Below are 19,159 nucleotides of genomic sequence, written 5' to 3'. Positions count from 1 at the left end.
AGCAGCGTGTCGAGGCTTTGCTTGGCGTCGCCGTAGAACATGCGGGTGTTGTCCTTGAAGAACAGCGGGTTCTCGATGCCGGAGTAGCCGGTGCCCTGGCCGCGCTTGGAGACGAACACCTGTTTCGCCTTCCAGCACTCCAGCACCGGCATGCCCGCGATGGGGGAGTTCGGATCCTCCTGCGCCGCCGGGTTCACGATGTCGTTGGAGCCAATGACAATCGCCACATCGGTCTGCGGGAAGTCGTCGTTGATCTCGTCCATCTCCAGCACGATGTCGTAGGGCACCTTGGCCTCGGCCAGCAGCACGTTCATGTGACCCGGCAGACGGCCCGCCACCGGGTGGATGGCAAAGCGCACCTCTTTGCCCTTGGCGCGCAGGCGGCGGGTCAGCTCGGCGACGTTCTGCTGCGCCTGCGCCACCGCCATGCCGTAGCCGGGGATGATGATGACCGAATCGGCCTCCTCCAGCGCCTGCGCCACGCCCTCGGCATCGATCGCGATCTGCTCGCCCTCGACCTCCATCGCAGGCCCGGTGCTGCCGCCAAAGCCGCCGAGGATCACGCTGACAAACGAGCGGTTCATCGCCTTGCACATGATGTAGCTGAGGATCGCGCCCGAAGAACCCACCAGCGCGCCGACCACGATCAGCAGGTCATTGCCCAAGGAGAAGCCAATCGCCGCCGCCGCCCAGCCGGAGTAACTGTTCAGCATCGAGACCACCACCGGCATGTCGGCGCCGCCGATGCCCATGATCAGGTGGTAGCCGATGAACAGGGCCGCCAGCGTCATCACGAACAGCGGCAGGAAGCCGCCCGAATTGAAGTACCAGATCAGGCAGATGAACGACAGCGCCGCGGCACCGGCGTTCAGCGCGTGACCGCCCGGCAGCTTGGTCGCGGCGGAGGTGACCTTGCCCGCCAGCTTGCCAAAGGCAATCACCGAGCCGGTAAAGGTGATCGCGCCGATGAAGATGCCCAGGTACAGCTCAACCCGCAGAAACCCGATCTCGGCCGGGGTTTTCTTGGCAATCAGCTTGGCGAAAGTGCCGAGGTCTTCGGTGCTGCCCGCCGCCACGGCCGCGGCCACATTGCCGATCTCGAAATGGGCGATGAAGCCGACAAAGACCGCCGCCAGACCGACCAGCGAATGCATCGCCGCCACCAGCTGCGGCATCTCGGTCATCTGCACCTTTTTCGCAACATAAGTGCCGATGATGCCGCCGCCCGCGATCAGCAGGACCGACAGCAGCCACAGGCCGGAGCCCGGCCCGATCAGCGTGGCAAAGACCGCCAGCGCCATGCCCGCGATGCCGTACCACACCGCGCGTTTGGCGCTTTCCTGGTTCGACAGGCCGCCAAGCGACAGGATGAAAAGAACAGCCGCAACGACATAGGCGGCGGTGGTGAAACCGTAATCCATCTGTTCGGCCTCCTTAGGATTTCTGGAACATGGCGAGCATGCGCCGGGTGACGAGGAAGCCGCCGAAGATGTTGATTCCGGCCATGAACACGCTGAGCGCTGCGAGCAGAATCACCAGCCAGCTGCCGGATCCGATCTGCATCAGGGCGCCCAGGATGATGATCGAGGAGATCGCGTTGGTGACCGCCATCAAAGGCGTGTGCAAGCTGTGCGCCACCCCCCAGATCACCTGGAAGCCCACGAAACAGGCCAGCGCAAAGACGATGAAATGCTGCATGAAGCTCGCGGGCGCAAACAGCCCCACCAGCAGCAACAGCGCGCCCCCGCCCGCCAGCAGGGTGACCTGGCTCTTGGTCTGCGCCTTGAAGGCGGCCACTTCGGCGGCGCGTTTCTCCTCCGGCGTCGGCTCCGGCACGGCCTCCTTGGGCTTGGCGGCGATCGCCTGCACCTTGGGCGGCGGCGGCGGGAAGGTGATCTCGCCCGCAAAGGCCACGGTGGCGCCGCGGATCACGTCATCCTCCATGTCATGATTGATCTGGCCGTCCTTCTCGGGGGTCAGGTCGGTCATCATGTGGCGGATGTTGGTGGCATAAAGCGTCGAGGCCTGCGCCGCCATCCGGCTGGGGAAATCGGTGTAGCCGATGATGGTGACGCCATTGTCGGTGACGATCTTCTCATCCGCAACGGTCAGCTTGCAGTTGCCGCCCTTCTCCGCCGCGAGGTCGACGATCACCGAGCCCGGCTTCATCGCCGCGACCATGTCCTCGGTCCACAGCTCGGGCGCTTCGCGGTTGGGGATCAGCGCGGTGGTGATGACGATGTCCATCTCGGGCGCCAGCTCGCGGAACTTGGCCAGCTGCGCTTCGCGGAATTCCGGCGAGGATACAGATGCATAGCCGCCGGTGGCGGCGCCGTCCTGCTGCTCTTCCTCGAAATCGAGATAGACGAATTCGGCGCCCATCGATTCCACCTGCTCGGCCACTTCGGGCCGCACGTCAAAGGCATAGGTGACCGCGCCCAGGGACGTGGAGGTGCCGATCGCGGCCAGCCCCGCCACACCGGCGCCGACCACCAGCACCTTGGCGGGCGGCACCTTGCCTGCGGCGGTGATCTGGCCGGTGAAGAAGCGGCCGAAGTTGTTGCCCGCCTCAATGACGGCGCGGTAGCCCGCGATATTGGCCATGGAGGACAGCGCATCCATCTTCTGGGCGCGGGAGATCCGCGGCACCATTTCCATCGCGATGACATTGGCGCCCTTCGCCTTCGCGGCCTCCATGCCCGCGTCGTTGCCTGCGGGGTTGAAGAAGGAAATCAGCGTCTTGCCCTTGGTCAGCCGTTTCAGCTCGGTCTCGTTCGGCTGGCGCACCTTGGCGATGATATCCGCGGTTTTCCAAAGCTGCGCGGCGGTCTTGACGATCTCGACGCCTGCCTCGGCGTAGGCGGCATCCGAAAACCCCTCTCGACGCCTGCCTCGGCGTAGGCGGCATCCGAAAACCCCGCCGCCGCCCCGGCCCCGCTCTCAATCGCGCAAGTGTAGCCCAGCTTCTGCAACTGCCGCGCCGAGTCCGGCGTCAGCGCAACGCGGTTCTCGCCCGGATAAATTTCTTTTGGTGTCCCTAGTTTCACCGCATCTTCCCCTCATCTTGTCCGGCCTTGCGACAGCCGGGTACAGATCGCGAATTTCATTCGTACATTGCGCAAGATTATTGCGCAAGAAAATTGCTGCAGCGCCGCAATATCACGCTGCGACGCCGAAAGTCCGGTCCCTGCCGCGCGACTTGGCAGCCCGCGCTGCGCAGGCGCGGCGTTCCGCACCGCAGTGGCCCCCGTCCGATGGCCGGGCCTTTCAGACCACAAAACCGGACCCGGATCCGCCGCATTCGGCTGCAAAAACAGTCACATGGCGCGAAGCTTTCCCAGAAATGGGCGCAGCGTCCAGTGCCGTTTGGGACCGTCCCGAAGAAAAGGACAGCGTGCCAGCGATCACACCGATACGACGAATCCGTTCCTTCATGCGGCAAGATCCTGCACAGTTTTGCCCGGAAGCCCATGTCAAACTCGACCTGTTGAATTGTTCGCGACAGCCATCCGCACCGCACGGCGGCCGAATGACCGCTGCCGCGCGACCATAAAGCGCCGCTCAGGATTGAAACTGCGGCAAATTGCCAAAGGCAGTTAAAACACTCCTGACTGCACAACATGGCTTCGGACTGCCGAAAGTTTGCCCACATGCCGTACATGCGGGCTTGTCAGGTGGCGCTCTGCGGATAGTGTGTTCCTGAGGAATGGAAGGTCCGCCGCGATGACGCTGAGCAGCAAGCGCGCCCTGTGCCACGGCGATGCACGCGCAGGAAACCGGGTGCCTGGGATATGTTGCACCATCCCGCACGCCGCGCCGCCCGCAGGGGCGGCGGTGGACGCGTTCGTCGGCGGAAAACTGTGATGGATCGCCAGGCATTCAACCAATTCTGCGCCACATTTGCGGCCGCGGAACATGTGGTTCAATGGGGCAACTCTGATGTCTGGAAGGCCGGTGGCAAATTGTTCGCGGTTTGCGGCTGGGCCGAGGGCGCTGATGCATTCACCTTCAAGGCCGGCGACATCGGCTATGAGGTCCTGCAACAACGGCCAGGCGTGCGGCCGGCCCCCTATCTGGCCTCCAGGGGAATGAAATGGCTACAGCACTATGCCGCCCCCGGCCTCAGCGACGCAGAGCTTCGCGACTTCATCCGACTGTCTTATGCTCTGGTCACTGCCGGTCTGTCCAAACGCAAACGGGAGGAACTCGGCATTCCAGAGCCGCAGTCGCCCTCACCGCCCCCGCCGGGTTGATGACAGGGGGGGCTCTGGACAGGAGACGTGACTTGGGGTAGCAACATTCCTAATGCTTTAAGTATAAAATACCAAGGTCAAGCGAGGCTCCGATGACTGATTTTGCGGCAACCAAGGCGATGTTCCACCTGCCTGAGGGGATGATCTACCTTGACGGCAACTCGCTGGGCCCGCTGCCGCGCGCCGCGGCGCCGCGTGTCGGCGCGATGATGGAGCAGGAATGGGGCGACATGCTGATCACCGGCTGGAACAAGGCCGGCTGGATGCAGAAGTCCCGCGATCTGGGCGACCGGATCGGGCGTCTGATCGGGGCCGAACCGGGCCATGTCATCGTCGGCGACACCCTGTCGATCAAGGTCTACCAGGCGCTCGCCTCGGCGCTGGAGCTGAACCCGGACCGCAAGGTAGTGCTGTCGGACAACGGCAACTTTCCCTCCGATCTGTATATGGCGCAGGGGCTGCTTCGATCGCTGGGCGGCGAGTATGAGCTGCGCGTGGTTGACCCCGAGGCGGTGGAGGAACACATCACCGAGGACGTCGCCGTTCTGATGCTGACAGAGGTGGACTATCGCACCGGCCGCAAACACGACATGCGGGCCATGACCGCCAAGGCCCACGACAAGGGCGTGCTGACGGTCTGGGATCTGGCCCATTCCGCCGGGGCACTGCCGGTGGATCTGGCGGGCTGCAACGCCGATTTCGGCGTCGGCTGCACCTATAAGTATCTCAATGGCGGCCCCGGCGCGCCAGCCTTCATCTATGTCGCGCCGCGCCATGCGGAGACAGCCCGCCCGGCCCTGTCCGGCTGGCTCGGGCATGAGGCACCGTTTGCCTTCGATCTGGATTACCGCCCCGGCCGCGGCGTTGAACGCATGCGCGTCGGCACGCCGCCAGTCTTGCAGATGACCTCTCTGGAGGCCGCAATGGACATCTGGGACATGGCCGACATGACAGAGGTGCGCGAAAAGTCCATGCAGCTTTGCGACCTTTTCATCCGCGAGGTAGAGGCCAAATGCCCGCAGCTGGAGCTGGCCTCACCCCGCGATGCGCTGTACCGCGGCAGCCAGGTGTCGTTCAAATTCCACGAGGGCTATGCGGCGATGCAGGCGCTGATTGCCCGGGGCGTGATCGGTGATTTCCGCGCGCCTGACATCATGCGCTTTGGCTTCACCCCGCTGTACATCGACGAAGGCGACGTGCAGGCGGCCACGGACATCATCGCCGACGTGATGACCAACGCGCTCTGGGACAGCCCGGAGTACAAGATCCGCAACGCCGTTACCTGATGCCCCTGCGCCGGTCATATCACCTGCCGCTGTGCCGTCCGGCGGGCTGGGTCGCGCTGTGGCGCCGCCTGGCCCAATGCGGCACCCTGAACCAAAGGTGCGCTTTCTTTCCCTGACGTATGATACACTTAGGAAAAGGAAGACACCGATGAGCAAACCCTATGATCCCGCCGATGACGGCGCCCAGATGTCCTTCGAGGAGCGCATGTCCTATGGCGACTACCTGTCGCTGGACCTGCTGCTGAACGCCCAGAAAACCTGGAGCGACACCCACGACGAGATGCTGTTCATCATCCAGCATCAGACCTCGGAACTGTGGATGCGGCTGGCCATTCACGAACTCAGCGCCGCGCGCCAGCAGCTGATGGGCGGCGAGGCGCGACAAGCCTTCAAGATGCTGGCCCGTGTGGCGCGGATTTTTGAGCAGCTGAACTCCGCCTGGGACGTGCTGCGCACCATGACGCCGTCTGATTATACCCGGTTCCGCGATGCGCTGGGGCAAAGCTCCGGCTTTCAGTCGCATCAGTACCGGCTGATCGAATTCATGCTCGGCAACCGCAACCGTGCGATGCTGAAACCGCACGCCCACCGCCCCGATCTGGTGGCGCTGCTGGAGGCGGAGCTGGCGCAGCCTTCGCTCTATGATGTGGCCCTACGCATCCTGTCACGCACCTTCCCGCTGCCCGCGGAGGTGCTGGAGCGCGACCCTGCCCTCAAGCACCAGCCGCACCCCGCCGTGCAGGCCGCCTGGACCGAGGTCTACCGCGCACCCGAAGACCATTGGGAGCTGTATGAGCTGGCCGAGAAACTGGTCGATTTCGAGGATTATTTCCGCCGCTGGCGCTTCAACCACGTCACCACGGTGGAACGCGTCATCGGCTTCAAGCGTGGCACTGGTGGCACCGGCGGTGTCAGCTACCTGAAACGCATGCTGGAGGTGGAGCTGTTTCCCGAACTCTGGCACCTGCGTACCGAGCTGTAAGGCTCCCATAGCGGGCTGGGAAACCGGCCCGCCTTAGCGCGGTGTCAGGCCAGCGCCCAGCAACTTGGCCAGCTGCCGCACCCCGGTCTGATAGGTGACAAAATCACCCGAGGTGTGTTTCAACCCCTTCAGCGCGGCGCAGATGGTGCGGGCGATCTCGCCACTGGGGCCGGTCAGGCTGACCCGGCCCGCTGCGGCCTCTGCCTTCAGCCAGGTGGCATAGATGGCGCGAAAGGCCGCTTCGCCTGCCTCGATGTCCTCGGCGGCGGCATTCATCCCGGCTTCGAACATCTCCAACCCATGTGGCGCCGTCAGCATGGCCTCGACCGCCGGGCCTGCCTGAGCCTCAAAGGCCGCCAGCAGCCGGGTGTCCAGCGCCCCCGCTCCGGCCAGCGCCGCCCGCATGTTCTCGCAGGCCTCTGCGTTGTAAGCCGTGACCAAAGCACGAAAAATCGCGTTCTTGTTCTTGAAATGCAGATACAGCGCCGGGCGCGACATGCCCGCACCCCGGGCGATGTCATCCATCGACGCCTTGCGGAACCCATAGGTGGCAAAGGCGGTCCAGGCCGCGTTGAGAATTGCCTGCTGCTTTGGCTCTATGCTGGTGATCTCCATAAACCGGTTTCTGACAGTCTGCCGAAAAATTGTCAATTGACGTCCTGACAAAATCGTGCCTTTTTGTCAGGACGTCACAGCAGACAGCTCGGGAGATCGCCGCCATGTCCACCAACCTCCGCATCAATGGGAAACCACACCAGGTGGATCTGCCCGGCGAGGTGCCACTGTTGTGGGTCCTGCGCGACGAGATCGGCCTCACCGGCACCAAATTCGGCTGCGGCGTTGCCGCCTGCGGCGCCTGCACTGTCCACATCGACGGCGAGGCGGTGCGCGCCTGTCAGGTCGCATTGTCGGACGTCTGGGGGGAGGTCACCACGATCGAGGGGCTGGGCACACCGGACGCCATGGCAGCGGTGCAGCAGGCCTGGGTGGAACACCAGGTCGCGCAATGCGGCTATTGCCAATCCGGGCAGATCATGCAGGCGGCCAGCCTGCTGGCGGAAAACCCTGCGCCCTCGGACGCGGATATTGACGACGCGATGCAGGGCAACCTGTGCCGCTGCGGCACCTACCCGCGCATCCGCGCCGCGGTGCATGCCGCCGCGCGCAAGATGCAGGAGGTCTGAACCATGGCCAACATCGCAAAAATCGCCCGCCGCAGCTTCCTGATCGGCTCGGCCGCCATTGTCGGCGGTGTCGCCTTTGGCAGCTATTACGTCAGCCGTCCCGCCCCCAACCCGCTGACGCCCGGTGAGGGCGAGGCAGCGCTGAACCCTTTCGTGCTGATTGACCAGCAGGGTGTCACCCTGTTCGCGCCGCGCGCCGAGATGGGCCAGGGCGTGAAAACCAGCTGGGCCGCCCTGATCGCCGAGGAGCTGGATGTGGATCTGGCCCAAGTCCGGGTGCTGCACGGCCCCGCCGCCAAGGCCTATTACAACGCGGCCTTCATGGCCGATGCGCTGCCGGGCAAGGGCTATGACCGCGGCACGGTCAGCCACGCCATCGGCGGCGCATTGGGGCACTTGGGCAAGGTCTTGAACCTGCATGGCACCGGCGGCTCCACCTCGATGAAAGATGGCTTCATTCGCATGCGGCAGGCAGGCGCCAGCGCCCGCGAAACGCTGAAACAGGCCGCCGCCGACCGGTTGGGCGTGGCCCGCAGCCAGCTGCGCACCGACCGCGGTGCAGTGATTGCACCGGACGGCGAGGAAATCCCCTATGCCGATCTCGCTGAAGCGGCCGCGCAGCTGGAACCGATCGAGGCAGAGCTGCGCAGCAGCCGTGACTGGCGGCTGATCGGCCGCGCGCAGCCACGCGTCGACATGGTGGAAAAATCCACCGGCACCGCTACATTTGGCATCGACGTGCGTTTGCCGGGGATGAAGTTTGCGGCCTTGCGGATGAACCCGGCACAGGGCGGCGGCATGGCAGGGTTTGACGCCTCGGCAGCCTTGACGATGCCGGGCGTGGAGCAGGTGGTCGACATGGGCACCGGCGTTGCGGTGGTGGCCAACAACACCTGGCTGGCGATGCAAGCCGTGGATGCGATTGAGGTCACCTGGCAGGCCGCGCCCTACCCGCCTGAGACCGACCAGATCTTTGCCCGCATCGCCAAAGCCTTTGACGATGCGCCCAATTCCGTGATGCGCAACGACGGCGACGCGGACAGCCTGCCCGCGGGCGCCACAGAGCTGAGCGCGGAGTATCAGGTTCCCTACCTTGCTCATGCAACGATGGAGCCGATGAACGCCACCGCGCTCTTGGAAGACGGCAAGCTGACCGTCTGGTGCGGCAACCAGATGCCCGGTTTCACCCAGGCGAAATGCGCCACCGAGGCCGGGCTGGAGGCTGACCAGGTGGATCTGCACACCCTCTATCTGGGCGGCGGTTTTGGGCGGCGGGTCGAATTCGACTATGCGGTCTATGCCACCCGGCTGGCCAAGGCGATGCCCGGCGTGCCGGTGCAACTGACCTGGAGCCGCGAAGAGGACATGCGCCACGACATGTACCGCCCCGGCGCGCTGGCGCGGATGCGCGGCGCGGTCAAGGACGGCCGCGCTGTGCTGCTGGACGGCAAGGTGGCCGCCGCCTCGCCGCTGGCGCAGGCGATGGACCGGTTGGCGGGGCTGCCCGCTGCCGGGCCGGACAAGGTGCATGTGGAGGGCTTCTTCAACGCCCCTTACGCGATTCCCAACCACCGCATGGCCGGGCATTTGTCGGATGTAGAAGTGCCGGTGGGGTTCTGGCGCTCCGTCGGCAACAGCTTTAACGCCTTCTTTGTCGAAAGCTTCCTGGACGAGATGGCCCATGCGGCGGGCCGCGACCCGCTGGACTTCCGGCTGGAGCTGGCGCGGCGGGAATGGGAGCCGGCTGCCAAGGTGCTGGAGGCGGTGCGCGAGATGTCCGGCTGGGACAGCCCTGCTCCCACAGGCACAGGGCGCGGCGTGGCCATGTGCTATAGCTTCGGCACCCCGGTCGCGCAGGTAATCGAGGTGGCCGAACAGGACGGCAGCCTCCGCATGACTCGCGCCTGGATTGCCGCCGACCTCGGGCGCGTGATCGACCCCGACAACACGCGTGCGCAGATGTTCGGGGCGATGTGTTATGGGTTGTCAGCAGCCTGTTTTGGCGAGATTACTTTTGCCGATGGCGCTGCTGAGCAGGGCAACTTCCCGGACTATGACGCGCTGCGGATGCACACCATGCCCGCGGTGCAGGTGCAGCTCTTGGAGAACCAGCCCCAGATGGGCGGCGCAGGTGAACCCGGCACGCCCCCTGCGGCCCCGGCCTTGGCCAATGCGCTGTTTGACCTGACCGGGCGGCGCGCCCGTCGGCTGCCTCTGATGCATGACTTTGATCTGCTGGTGTGAGCCAATCTTCGGCCCGCCCGGGTGCAGGCGGGCCATTTTGTTTCAGGATAGGTGCTTTTCCATCAGGTAGTTGTGCATTGCCACGCCCCGGCGCTCAAAATCGCACCGCTGCTGCACGACAAACCCCTGATGCGCAAAGACCGCCCGCGCGGCCTCGCTGGCGTGTACATACAGGCGGGTCATGCCGCTCTGGCGGGCCGCTGCCTCCAGTTCACCATAGAGCGCCCGCGCCACCCCCTGCCCCGCTGCCCGCGGGTGGCAGAACAGCATGTCCACATGGCCGTCGCTCTCCAGATCGATGAAGGCCACGGGCAGATCGTCATCATCCGCGGCAACCCACAGCTGCCGTCCGTCCGACAGACGTCGTTCGAACACAGCCGCAGGCGGCGTTTCGGGACACCACGCGTGGATCTGCTCTGGCGCGTAATACTTGCTGGCCAGCCCATGCACCGCGGCGCGGAATACCTCGGCCAGTGCTGCGGCATCCGCGTGCCGACCGGGCCGGACACGGAACGCCCCCCGCCCGCAGGCGGCGCCATCCTGAGCATGAACTGTCATCTAGATTACCGTCTTGGGGCCAAGCCCCGCCTGTCATGCGCTTTTCTGAAAACCAACCTGCGCGCGACCGTCGGCCCAGCCCCGCACAGCGGCTCCGAACCCCTCAAACAGCGGGCGCGAGACCGGATCGCTGGCGGCGTCCCACTCCGGGTGCCACTGCACCGAGAGGGTGAAACCGGGCGCGTCCTTGATATAGATCGCCTCCGGGGTGCCATCGGGGGCGTGGCCGTCCACCACCACACGCGCACCGGGGCGCTTGATACCCTGCCCATGCAGCGTGTTGGTCATCACCTCTTCGGCGCCCATCAACTGGTGGAACACCCCGCCAGAGGTGAATTTGACCGTGTGTCGCAGAGCGAATTTTTCTTCCAGCGTGCCGTCGGGCGGCATCCGGTGGTTCATCCGCCCCGGCAGATCGCGGATCTCGGGGTACAGCGTGCCGCCCATGGCGACATTCACCTCCTGAAAGCCGCGGCAGATGCCCAGAAACGGCTGGCCGCGTTCGACACAGGCGCGCACCAGCGGCAGGGTGATGGCATCGCGCGCGCGATCAAAGGCACCATGCGCCTCGGTCTCGGCCTCGCCGTATTCGGCAGGATGCACATTGGGCCGCCCGCCCGTCAGCAGAAAGCCGTCAAAGCTCTCCAGCAACTCCTCCACCGTGACAAACCGCGGGTCCGAGGGGATCATCAGCGGCATGCAGCCTGACACCTCGGCCACCGCCTCCGAGTTCATGGTGCCGCCCGCGTGCACGGGGTACTGATCGTTCATCAGATAGGAATTGCCGATAATGCCAACCTTGGGACGCGCCATGATCCACCCGCGAAACTGAAACCTGTAGAAAAACCTAGCCTTGCCCTGCGCCGGGTTCAACAGGTGGCACCGCGCAATATGGTGTTCACGCACACACAGGGTCGAATTTTGCGCAGGCGGATCAGGCCGCAGGGGGCTCCGGAGCGATCACCACGATCACCCGGCAACGCTGCCCGCCCGCAGCGCGATAGCTGTGTTCGAACGCGGCATCGAAATAGACCGAGTCCCCCTTGTACAACGTTTCACTGCCGCCATGAATGCTGAGTGTCAGGCTGCCCTCAATCACATAAATCATCTCCGCGCCTTTGTGCTCATGCGGGCGGCTGGCAGCAGCCGTTGCCGAGAATTCCGCCAGATAGGCCTGAAAACGGCTTCTGGAGACCGGAAAGTCCAAGCTCTCGAACAGGTAGGACACCGGCCCGTCGGTCTTGTCTCCCAGCTTCAGCCGGTCGCCCGCACGCACCACCTCCAGCAGCGGTTCGGCCTCACCGGGACCAAAGAAATGATCCAGCCCGACCCCGAACACCATCGCAACCCGCAGCAGCGTCGGCAGGGTCGGAAACACCTGGCCGCGTTCAATCCGTGACAACATCGCCGCCGACAGGCCGGTGTGATCGCCCAGCTGCGCCAGCCCCATGTCCTTGGCCAGCCGCAGGCTGCGCAGTTTGGGACCGATTCGATAGGCCTCAAGCCCTTCCTGCAAGGTATCTGTCAGGCCCGTGCGGTTCACCTTTTCACCTCCGTGACAAATGCCGCCCGCATATTTGACCAACATGCAAAAAAGCAGGCGCATCACGCGAAAGTGCGCGTGATGCAAAATATTTGCATGAAATGATAGCTGTGCCAAGCGTCCCCCGACGGTTGGCTACGTCAGAAAGGAAGCTTGCATATGTTTATCCGCCCAACCCTGACCGCACTTGCAATTGCCATCGGTCTGGCCCTGCCAAGCACAGCCCCCGCGGACTCTACCGCCAGCAAGGACATTGTCGAAACCGCCGTTGCCGCCGGAAGTTTTGAGACGCTGGCCGCGGCCCTGTCAGCTGCGGGATTGGTCGAGACGCTGAAGGGCAGCGGCCCCTTTACCGTGTTTGCCCCCACCGATGAGGCCTTTGCGGCACTGCCCGACGGCACGGTCGAGACGCTTCTGAAGCCGGAAAACCGCGACCAGCTGACCCGGATCCTCACCTATCACGTGCTGCCCGGCAAAGTGATGTCCTCTGATCTCAGCAACGGAATGAAGGCCGCCACTGTAATGGGCGATGAAATCACGGTGACCCTGGACGACGGCGTCTAAATCGACGGCGCCACCGTGACCTCCGCCGATATCGAGACCTCGAACGGCGTTATCCACGTGATCGACAGCGTCATCCTGCCTTGAGCACGGGCTCCCCCTCTGGCGCGGCCCCGCAGGCCGCCGCCCCCCGTGTCTCAAGCCCCCTCTCGCTCTGGCGGGAGGGGCGCTTTAGGCCTCGCCTCGCAGACCCACGGCCTCGATTCCGGCGAGGGCTGTAGTCGCATCGTTGTCCGACGTGTCACCGGTCACCCCCACCGCGCCCAGTACGATTCCATCCGCATCGCGCATCAAAACACCCCCCGGCACCGGTACCACCTTGCCGTCAAAGACACCGCTCAGCGAGGCCATGAAATAGCCCTGCGCCTCAGCCCGGGCCATCTGCGCATTGCCGCCCATGCCCAGCATGACCGCGCCGTAGGCTTTGGCCTGGGCGATGGCAAAGCGGCCCGGAGCGGCGCCATCCTCGCGCACGAAGGCCTGCACGTGGCCGCCCGCGTCCAGCACCACCACCGACAACGGTTTCAACGCCAGCGCGCGCCCCTTCTCCAGCGCCGCTGCAATGATTCCGCGCGCCTCGTTCAGTGAAATTCCACCCATCCGCATTCTGCCTTTCGTTTACCCAGCGTCAGACAGAAAAAGGAGGCCAAACGGCCCCCTTTGACTACCCGCATTCCGGGCGAAACAGTTTTGCGCGGGTCAGTTCGCCGCAGGCCGACGTTGGCGGTCAGCCCGCCGCAACCTGCGCCTTCAGCTCCAGTCGGCGCGCGTGCAGGACCGGTTCGGTATAGCCCGAGGGCTGCGCTCGCCCTTTGAACACCAGATCGCAGGCGGCCTGAAAGGCAATGGTGTCAAATCCCGGCGCCATCGCACGATAGCTGTTGTCGCCGCGGTTCTGCTCATCCACCACCTGAGCCATCTTGCGCATGGAGGCCATCACCTCTTCCTCGCTGACCACACCGTGGTGCAGCCAGTTGGCGATATGCTGGGCCGAGATCCGGCAGGTCGCGCGGTCTTCCATCAGGCCGACATCGTTGATGTCCGGCACCTTGGAGCAGCCCACCCCCTGATCCACCCAGCGCACCACATAGCCAAGGATGCCCTGGGCATTGTTGTCCACCTCGCGGGAAATCTGTTCCGGCGTCCAGCGACGGAAGCTGGCCAGCGGGATCTCCAGGATGCCGTCCACATGGGCGCGCCGACCACCTGCCTTCAGCCGCGCCTGCACCGCCATCACATCCACCTTGTGATAGTGCAGCGCGTGCAGCGTCGCGGCGGTGGGGCTCGGCACCCAGGCGCAGTTGGCGCCGGATTTGGGATGCTCGATCTTCTGCTCCAGCATCGCCGCCATCATGTCGGGCATCGCCCACATGCCCTTGCCGATCTGGGCCTTGCCGGACAGCCCACATTCCAGCCCGACATCCACGTTCAGGTTCTCATAGGCGCCGATCCAGCCCTTGCGCTTGATGAAATCCTTGCGCGAGAACGGCCCGGCCTCCATCGAGGTGTGGATCTCGTCGCCGGTGCGATCGAGGAAGCCGGTGTTGATAAAAGCCACTCGGTGCTTGGCGGCGCGGATGCATTCCTTGAGGTTGACCGAGGTGCGGCGCTCCTCGTCCATGATGCCGATCTTCACGGTGTGGCGCGGCAGGCCCAGAATGTCCTCGACCTTGTCGAAAATGCGGTTAGTGAATGCCACCTCTTCCGGTCCGTGCATCTTGGGTTTGACCACATAGACCGACCCATGGGCGGAGTTGCCGCCGTCGCGTTGCAGATCGTGCATCGCCACGGTAACGGTGATCAGCGCATCCAGCAGCCCCTCATAGGCCTCGTTGCCGTTCTCATCCAGCACCGCCGGATTGGTCATCAAATGGCCCACATTGCGCACCCACAGCAGGGCGCGCCCCTTGACCGAGAGGGCGGAGCCATCCGGCGCGGTATAGTCCAGGTCCGGGCTCAGCCGACGGGTGACAGTCTTGCCGCCTTTTTCCAGCTTCGCCTCCAGATCGCCCTTCATCAGGCCCAGCCAGTTGGAATAGGCCTGCACCTTGTCCGCGGCATCCACGCAGGCGACCGAATCTTCGCAGTCCATGATTGCCGACATCGCACTTTCCAGCCGCACATCGGCCAGTCCGGCCTGATCGCGCGCGCCAATCGCATGGGTGCGGTCAAACACCAGTTCCACATGCAGCCCGTTGTTGCGCAACAGCACCGCATCGGGCGCCTTGGGATTGCCGCGGTAGCCGACGAATTTCTCCGGCTGCGCCAGCGGCAGATCGTCGATCAGCAGCGCGCCCTCCTGCACGTGATAGCGTCGCGCGTCCGCGTGGCTGGTGCCCTCCACCGGGAAGGCCTCGTCCAGGAACACGCGGGCGCGGGCCACCACCCGGGCGCCGCGGCCCTTGTCGTAACCACCCTTGGGGGCCGGCGTGCCCATGGCGTCGGTGCCATAGAGCCCGTCATACAGGCTGCCCCAGCGGGCATTGGCCGCGTTCAGCGCATAGCGCGCATTGGTGATCGGCACCACCAGCTGCGGTCCCGGCACCTTTGCGATCTCGGGGTCGACATTGCTGGTCTCGATCTCAAAATCCGCGCCCTCGGGCAGCAGGTAGCCAATCTCGTTCAGAAAGGTCTTGTAGGCCTGATGGTCGTGCGGCTTGTCGCGGTTGGCGATGTGCCAGGCGTCGATCTTGGCTTGAATGTCCTCGCGCTTTTGCAGCAGGGCACGATTTTCCGGGCCAAAGCCATTCACCAGCTCCGCCAGCCCGGCCCAGAAGGTTTCAGCCGCGATGCCGGTTCCGGGCAGCGCCTGTGCCTCGATGAACTCCGCCAGCTCCGGCGCAACCTGAATTCCCTGTTTCTCGACCCGGCTCATGACTTGCTCCTTTCGGCGGTACACCACTGTATGCTGCACCCTACCTAGGGCAGAAGTTTCCGATCAGCAACAAATCAGCCCTCCTGTGAAACCAAACGCAATTTCTTGTTTTTCAAGAAAGTGCCGAAAACAATTCCGAATATGCGCGTGGTGCCACAGACATGGCAAACGCAGAGGGGGCGCCCAGCTTTCGCTGAACGCCCCTCATCCCCAGGCCAGACAGGTGTCAGTCGGCCGTGCCATCAATCACGTCCTGTACTTCTTCGGCGGTCGCCGGAAGGTCGGACATCTCGTCCTCGTCCGCCTTGTTGAAGACGACCAGTGACAATATCACGATCATAGTGACCCCGAACACCGCAGCGGCCCCGATGCCCAGCAGCGAGGGCTTGTGTTTCTTTTTCTGACGCTCGACGTTGGTATCCGGTGCCGACATGACAGACCTCCATGAGAAAACAAAATGAGGCGCAGGACGGCTTGCCGCTCCGTCCACTGTTGCCTACCACTGTCGTAACAACGCACCGGGCCCGCTCCGGTTCCCTAAAAAACGAGGTTCCGCCGTGAAAGATGCAAGCCCCGCCACCGCACCTGAGACCATCTACCTGAAGGACTACACCCCTTTCGGCTTTGATCTCGAAAGCGTGCACCTCACCTTCCAGCTCGCGCCGAACACCACGCGGGTGCGCAGCAAAATCCGGTTTGCCCCCAAGCCCGGCGCCGCCGACAGGTCCTTCTTTCTGCACGGCGAGGGCCTGTCGCTGATCTCGGCCCGGATCGACGGACAGGATGTCACACCCGAACTGGTGGACGGTGGCCTCAGATGCCCGGTGCCGGACGCCCCCTTCACCTGGGAGGCCGAGGTCGAAATCGACCCGGCGGGCAATACCGCGCTGGAAGGGTTGTACATGTCCAACGGCATGTATTGCACCCAATGCGAGGCCGAGGGCTTTCGCAAGGTCACCTATTACCCCGACCGTCCCGACGTGATGTCGACCTTTACCGTCCGCATCGAGGGCGACGCGCCGGTGATGCTGTCCAACGGCAATCCCGCAGGCCAGGGCGACGGCTGGGCCGAATGGCACGACCCCTGGCAAAAACCCGCCTATCTGTTTGCGCTGGTGGCGGGTGATCTGGTCAACCATCCCGGCACCTTCACCACCCGGTCCGGCAAGGAGGTGGAGCTGAACATCTGGGTCCGTCCCGGCGACGAGAACAAATGCGCCTTTGGCATGGAAGCGCTGAAGAAGTCGATGAAGTGGGATGAGGACGTCTACGGGCTGGAATACGACCTCGACCTGTTCAACATCGTAGCGGTGGACGACTTCAACATGGGCGCGATGGAGAACAAAGGGTTGAACATTTTCAACTCCTCCTGCGTTCTGGCGTCGCCTGAGACCTCCACAGATGCAAATTTCGAACGTATCGAAGCCATCATCGCGCATGAGTATTTCCACAACTGGACCGGCAACCGCATCACCTGCCGCGACTGGTTCCAGCTGTGCCTGAAGGAAGGGCTGACGGTGTTCCGCGACGCCCAGTTCACCGCCGACATGCGCTCTGAGCCGGTCAAGCGGATCGAGGACGTGATCGCCCTGCGCGCCCGCCAGTTCCCCGAAGATGGCGGCCCCCTCGCGCATCCGCCGCGCCCGGAGCAGTTTCAGGAGATCAACAACTTCTACACAGCCACCGTCTATGAGAAAGGCGCCGAGGTGATCGGCATGCTGAAACGGCTGGTCGGCGAGGAGAACTACTACAAGGCGCTGAACCTGTATTTCGAGCGCCACGACGGCCAGGCCTGCACGATCGAGGACTGGCTGCAAGTCTTCGAGGACGCAACCGGCCGCGATCTGCGCCAGTTCAAGCTGTGGTACAGCCAGGCCGGCACGCCGCGCGTGAAGGTCTCTGACAGCTATGCCGACGGCACCTATACGCTGACGCTGGAACAATCGACGCCGCCGACGCCGGGCCAGCCGGACAAGGCGCCGCGGGTGATCCCGGTGGCCGTGGGCCTCTTGTCGCCCAACGGCGACGAGCTGCGCGAAACGCAGGTGCTGGAGCTGACCGAGGCGCAGCAGAGCTTCACCTTCGACGGTCTCGCCGCCAAACCGGTGCCGTCGATCCTGCGGGAGTTCTCCGCCCCGGTGATTCTGGAGCGTGAAACCACCAACGCCGAACGCGCGTTCCTGCTGGCGCATGACACCGACCCGTTCAACCGGTGGGAAGCCGGCAACGCCCTGGCCAAGGAGGTCCGCGTGGCGATGGTGCTTGAGGGGGCCTCCCCCGATGCCGCCTATCTCGATGCGCTGGAAAAACTGGTGCGCGATGACGCGCAGGATCCGGCCTTCCGCGCACTGGTGCTGACCCCGCCCAGCCAGGCGGATATCGCCCAGACGCTATTTGAGCGCGGCCACACCCCGGACCCGCAGAAAATCCACGACGCCGCCGAAACCTTTACCCAGACGCTGGCACAGCAGTTGGAAACCAGCTTGCCCCGGCTTTACGCCGCCACCACGGTCGACGGGCCCTATGTTCCGGACGCAGAGGGCGCGGGCAAACGCGCGCTCAATGGCCGCATCCTGTCGCTGCTGACCCGGCTCGACGGCGGCGAACAGGCGGCCCGCCAATACGCCAGCGCCGACAACATGACCCAGCAATATGCCGCCCTTGGCGCGCTGATGAAGGCCGAGAAAGGCGCGCGCCAGTCGCAAGCCTTCTTTGAGCAGTGGCAGCACGACCGGCTGGTGATGGACAAATGGTTTGCCCTGCAAATCGCCTGCGCCGCGCCCGAGAAAGCTGCCGCAACTGCCGCGGAACTGACCCGGCATCCGCTGTTCGACATGAAAAACCCGAACCGCTTCCGCGCGGTGATGGGGGCGCTGGCGGGGCACCACGCGGGCTTTCATCAGGCGGACGGTGCCGGTTATCAGCTGCTGGCCGACAATCTGATTGCACTGGACCGGCTGAACCCACAGACGACCGCCCGCATGTGCGCCGCCTTCCAGACCTGGAAACGCTATGATGCGACGCGCCGGACGCTGATCCGCGCCCAGCTGCAACGGATCATGGCGGCCGCCAGCCTCAGCCGCGACACCAACGAGATGGTCAGCCGGATTCTGGATGCCTGACCCCGATCCCAAACAGCCCCCGGCGGAGTTCACCTTTGTCCGCCGGGGACGCTCTGCCACGGCGGTTCTGGCCACCGGCGGCTGGTTGCTGGGACTTCTGGGGCTGTGGTTCTGGCTGAAGGCCACGCCGCTGGTGCTTGCGGTGCTGGCCCTGCCGGTCCTGCCTGCCCTCCTTGACCTGATCCGCAATCCCGGTGCCGGCCTGCGGATCACATCGCGTCAGATCGAATGGCACAGCGGCCGACTCAGCGGCGCGGTGCGGCTGGATGAAATCGACCACCTGCGCATCGACACCCGCTGGGACTTTTCGAAGCGCGCCACGCTGGTGCTGACCAATGGCACGCGTATTCGCTTGCCGCAGGAGGCAACCGCCCCGCACCGGCAGCTGGAGACCGCCCTCAGCGCCCGTGCTGTCCCCTGCAAACGCCACCATTTCGCTCCGTTCTGACCGCCGCCCCCGGTGGCAGAGAGTCGCCCGCCACCGGCGAATTTTCGCTTTCGCTCGGGAACTTCCCCAGACCCGCCATGATTGCGCCCCAATGCCTGCCGAA

General features: G+C 64.4%; 16 protein-coding genes and 2 pseudogenes. 8 read left to right on the top strand and 10 right to left on the bottom strand.

The window, feature by feature from the left end; genetic code table 11:
* From AC0IPL_RS07350 to AC0IPL_RS07340, 3 genes and pseudogenes are all read right to left on the bottom strand, one after another.
* Positions 1–1,421, bottom strand: a 1,421-nt coding sequence (locus AC0IPL_RS07350; RefSeq protein WP_474273184.1) for an NAD(P)(+) transhydrogenase (Re/Si-specific) subunit beta, incomplete at its 3' end; no start/stop codon positions are given.
* 13 nt (positions 1,422–1,434) lie between these two features.
* A pseudogene (locus AC0IPL_RS07345) lies at positions 1,435–3,047 on the bottom strand (Re/Si-specific NAD(P)(+) transhydrogenase subunit alpha).
* A 220-nt stretch (positions 3,048–3,267) separates the two neighbouring features.
* Positions 3,268–3,435, bottom strand: a complete 168-nt coding sequence (locus AC0IPL_RS07340) for a hypothetical protein (RefSeq protein WP_474273183.1) — start codon at positions 3,433–3,435, stop codon at positions 3,268–3,270.
* 428 nt (positions 3,436–3,863) lie between these two features.
* On the opposite strand from AC0IPL_RS07340, the gene AC0IPL_RS07335 reads away from it, so the two are divergent.
* The 3 genes from AC0IPL_RS07335 (at position 3,864) to kynA (ending at position 6,521) form a co-directional block, all read left to right on the top strand.
* Positions 3,864–4,253, top strand: a complete 390-nt coding sequence (locus AC0IPL_RS07335; RefSeq protein ID WP_474273182.1) for an MmcQ/YjbR family DNA-binding protein — start codon at positions 3,864–3,866, stop codon at positions 4,251–4,253.
* A gap of 92 nt (positions 4,254–4,345) precedes the next feature.
* Positions 4,346–5,539, top strand: a complete 1,194-nt coding sequence (gene kynU / locus AC0IPL_RS07330; protein ID WP_474273181.1) for a kynureninase — start codon at positions 4,346–4,348, stop codon at positions 5,537–5,539.
* A 148-nt stretch (positions 5,540–5,687) separates the two neighbouring features.
* Positions 5,688–6,521: a tryptophan 2,3-dioxygenase gene (gene kynA, locus AC0IPL_RS07325; protein ID WP_474273180.1), complete on the top strand. Its 834-nt coding sequence runs from the start codon at positions 5,688–5,690 to the stop codon at positions 6,519–6,521.
* Between the two features lie 33 nt (positions 6,522–6,554).
* Here kynA and AC0IPL_RS07320 read toward each other — a convergent pair whose 3' ends face one another.
* The gene (locus tag AC0IPL_RS07320) at positions 6,555–7,136 is read right to left on the bottom strand and encodes a TetR/AcrR family transcriptional regulator (RefSeq protein WP_474273179.1); all 582 of its coding nucleotides are present in this window, start codon (positions 7,134–7,136) and stop codon (positions 6,555–6,557) included.
* A gap of 104 nt (positions 7,137–7,240) precedes the next feature.
* Between AC0IPL_RS07320 and AC0IPL_RS07315 the strand changes: the two genes are divergently transcribed.
* On the top strand, positions 7,241–7,705 hold the full coding sequence (locus AC0IPL_RS07315) for a (2Fe-2S)-binding protein (protein WP_474273177.1): 465 nt from the start codon (positions 7,241–7,243) through the stop codon (positions 7,703–7,705).
* Positions 7,706–7,708: 3 nt separating this feature from the next.
* Entirely contained in the window at positions 7,709–9,949 is a 2,241-nt protein-coding gene (locus AC0IPL_RS07310; RefSeq protein ID WP_474273176.1) for a xanthine dehydrogenase family protein molybdopterin-binding subunit, read from the top strand.
* A 42-nt stretch (positions 9,950–9,991) separates the two neighbouring features.
* On the opposite strand, the gene AC0IPL_RS07305 is transcribed toward AC0IPL_RS07310, so the two are convergent.
* The 3 genes from AC0IPL_RS07305 to AC0IPL_RS07295 all read right to left on the bottom strand — a co-directional run bounded on the left by AC0IPL_RS07305 (position 9,992) and on the right by AC0IPL_RS07295 (position 12,050).
* Positions 9,992–10,507 (bottom strand): GNAT family N-acetyltransferase, encoded by a 516-nt coding sequence (locus AC0IPL_RS07305; protein WP_474273174.1) that lies wholly within the window; start codon positions 10,505–10,507, stop codon positions 9,992–9,994.
* Positions 10,508–10,540: 33 nt separating this feature from the next.
* Entirely contained in the window at positions 10,541–11,320 is a 780-nt protein-coding gene (locus AC0IPL_RS07300) for a gamma-glutamyl-gamma-aminobutyrate hydrolase family protein (RefSeq protein ID WP_474273172.1), read from the bottom strand.
* A gap of 121 nt (positions 11,321–11,441) precedes the next feature.
* Positions 11,442–12,050 (bottom strand): helix-turn-helix domain-containing protein, encoded by a 609-nt coding sequence (locus tag AC0IPL_RS07295; RefSeq protein WP_474273171.1) that lies wholly within the window; start codon positions 12,048–12,050, stop codon positions 11,442–11,444.
* A 159-nt stretch (positions 12,051–12,209) separates the two neighbouring features.
* Between AC0IPL_RS07295 and AC0IPL_RS07290 the strand changes: the two are divergent.
* Positions 12,210–12,698: pseudogene (locus AC0IPL_RS07290) on the top strand (fasciclin domain-containing protein).
* Positions 12,699–12,782: 84 nt separating this feature from the next.
* On the opposite strand, the gene AC0IPL_RS07285 reads toward AC0IPL_RS07290, so the two are convergent.
* The 3 genes from AC0IPL_RS07285 to AC0IPL_RS07275 form a co-directional block, all read right to left on the bottom strand.
* Positions 12,783–13,211 (bottom strand): GlcG/HbpS family heme-binding protein, encoded by a 429-nt coding sequence (locus AC0IPL_RS07285; RefSeq protein WP_474273170.1) that lies wholly within the window; start codon positions 13,209–13,211, stop codon positions 12,783–12,785.
* A gap of 127 nt (positions 13,212–13,338) precedes the next feature.
* Entirely contained in the window at positions 13,339–15,486 is a 2,148-nt protein-coding gene (locus tag AC0IPL_RS07280; RefSeq protein WP_474273169.1) for a malate synthase G, read from the bottom strand.
* A gap of 226 nt (positions 15,487–15,712) precedes the next feature.
* Complete coding sequence (locus AC0IPL_RS07275) at positions 15,713–15,919, bottom strand: hypothetical protein (protein WP_474273167.1); 207 nt, start codon at positions 15,917–15,919, stop codon at positions 15,713–15,715.
* 124 nt (positions 15,920–16,043) lie between these two features.
* Here AC0IPL_RS07275 and pepN point away from each other — a divergent pair, with 124 nt between their 5' ends.
* Positions 16,044–18,608, top strand: coding sequence for an aminopeptidase N (pepN, locus tag AC0IPL_RS07270; RefSeq protein ID WP_474273166.1), 2,565 nt, complete (start codon positions 16,044–16,046; stop codon positions 18,606–18,608).
* Positions 18,601–19,056, top strand: a complete 456-nt coding sequence (locus tag AC0IPL_RS07265) for a hypothetical protein (protein ID WP_474273164.1) — start codon at positions 18,601–18,603, stop codon at positions 19,054–19,056. The genes pepN and AC0IPL_RS07265 overlap by 8 nt, the downstream gene beginning before the upstream one ends.
* Positions 19,057–19,159: the final 103 nt, after the last annotated feature.

This window comes from Leisingera sp. SA32 (genome assembly GCF_056033425.1).
Note: the sequence above shows the minus strand (reverse complement) of the source record. Positions and strands in the feature narration are given on the sequence as shown.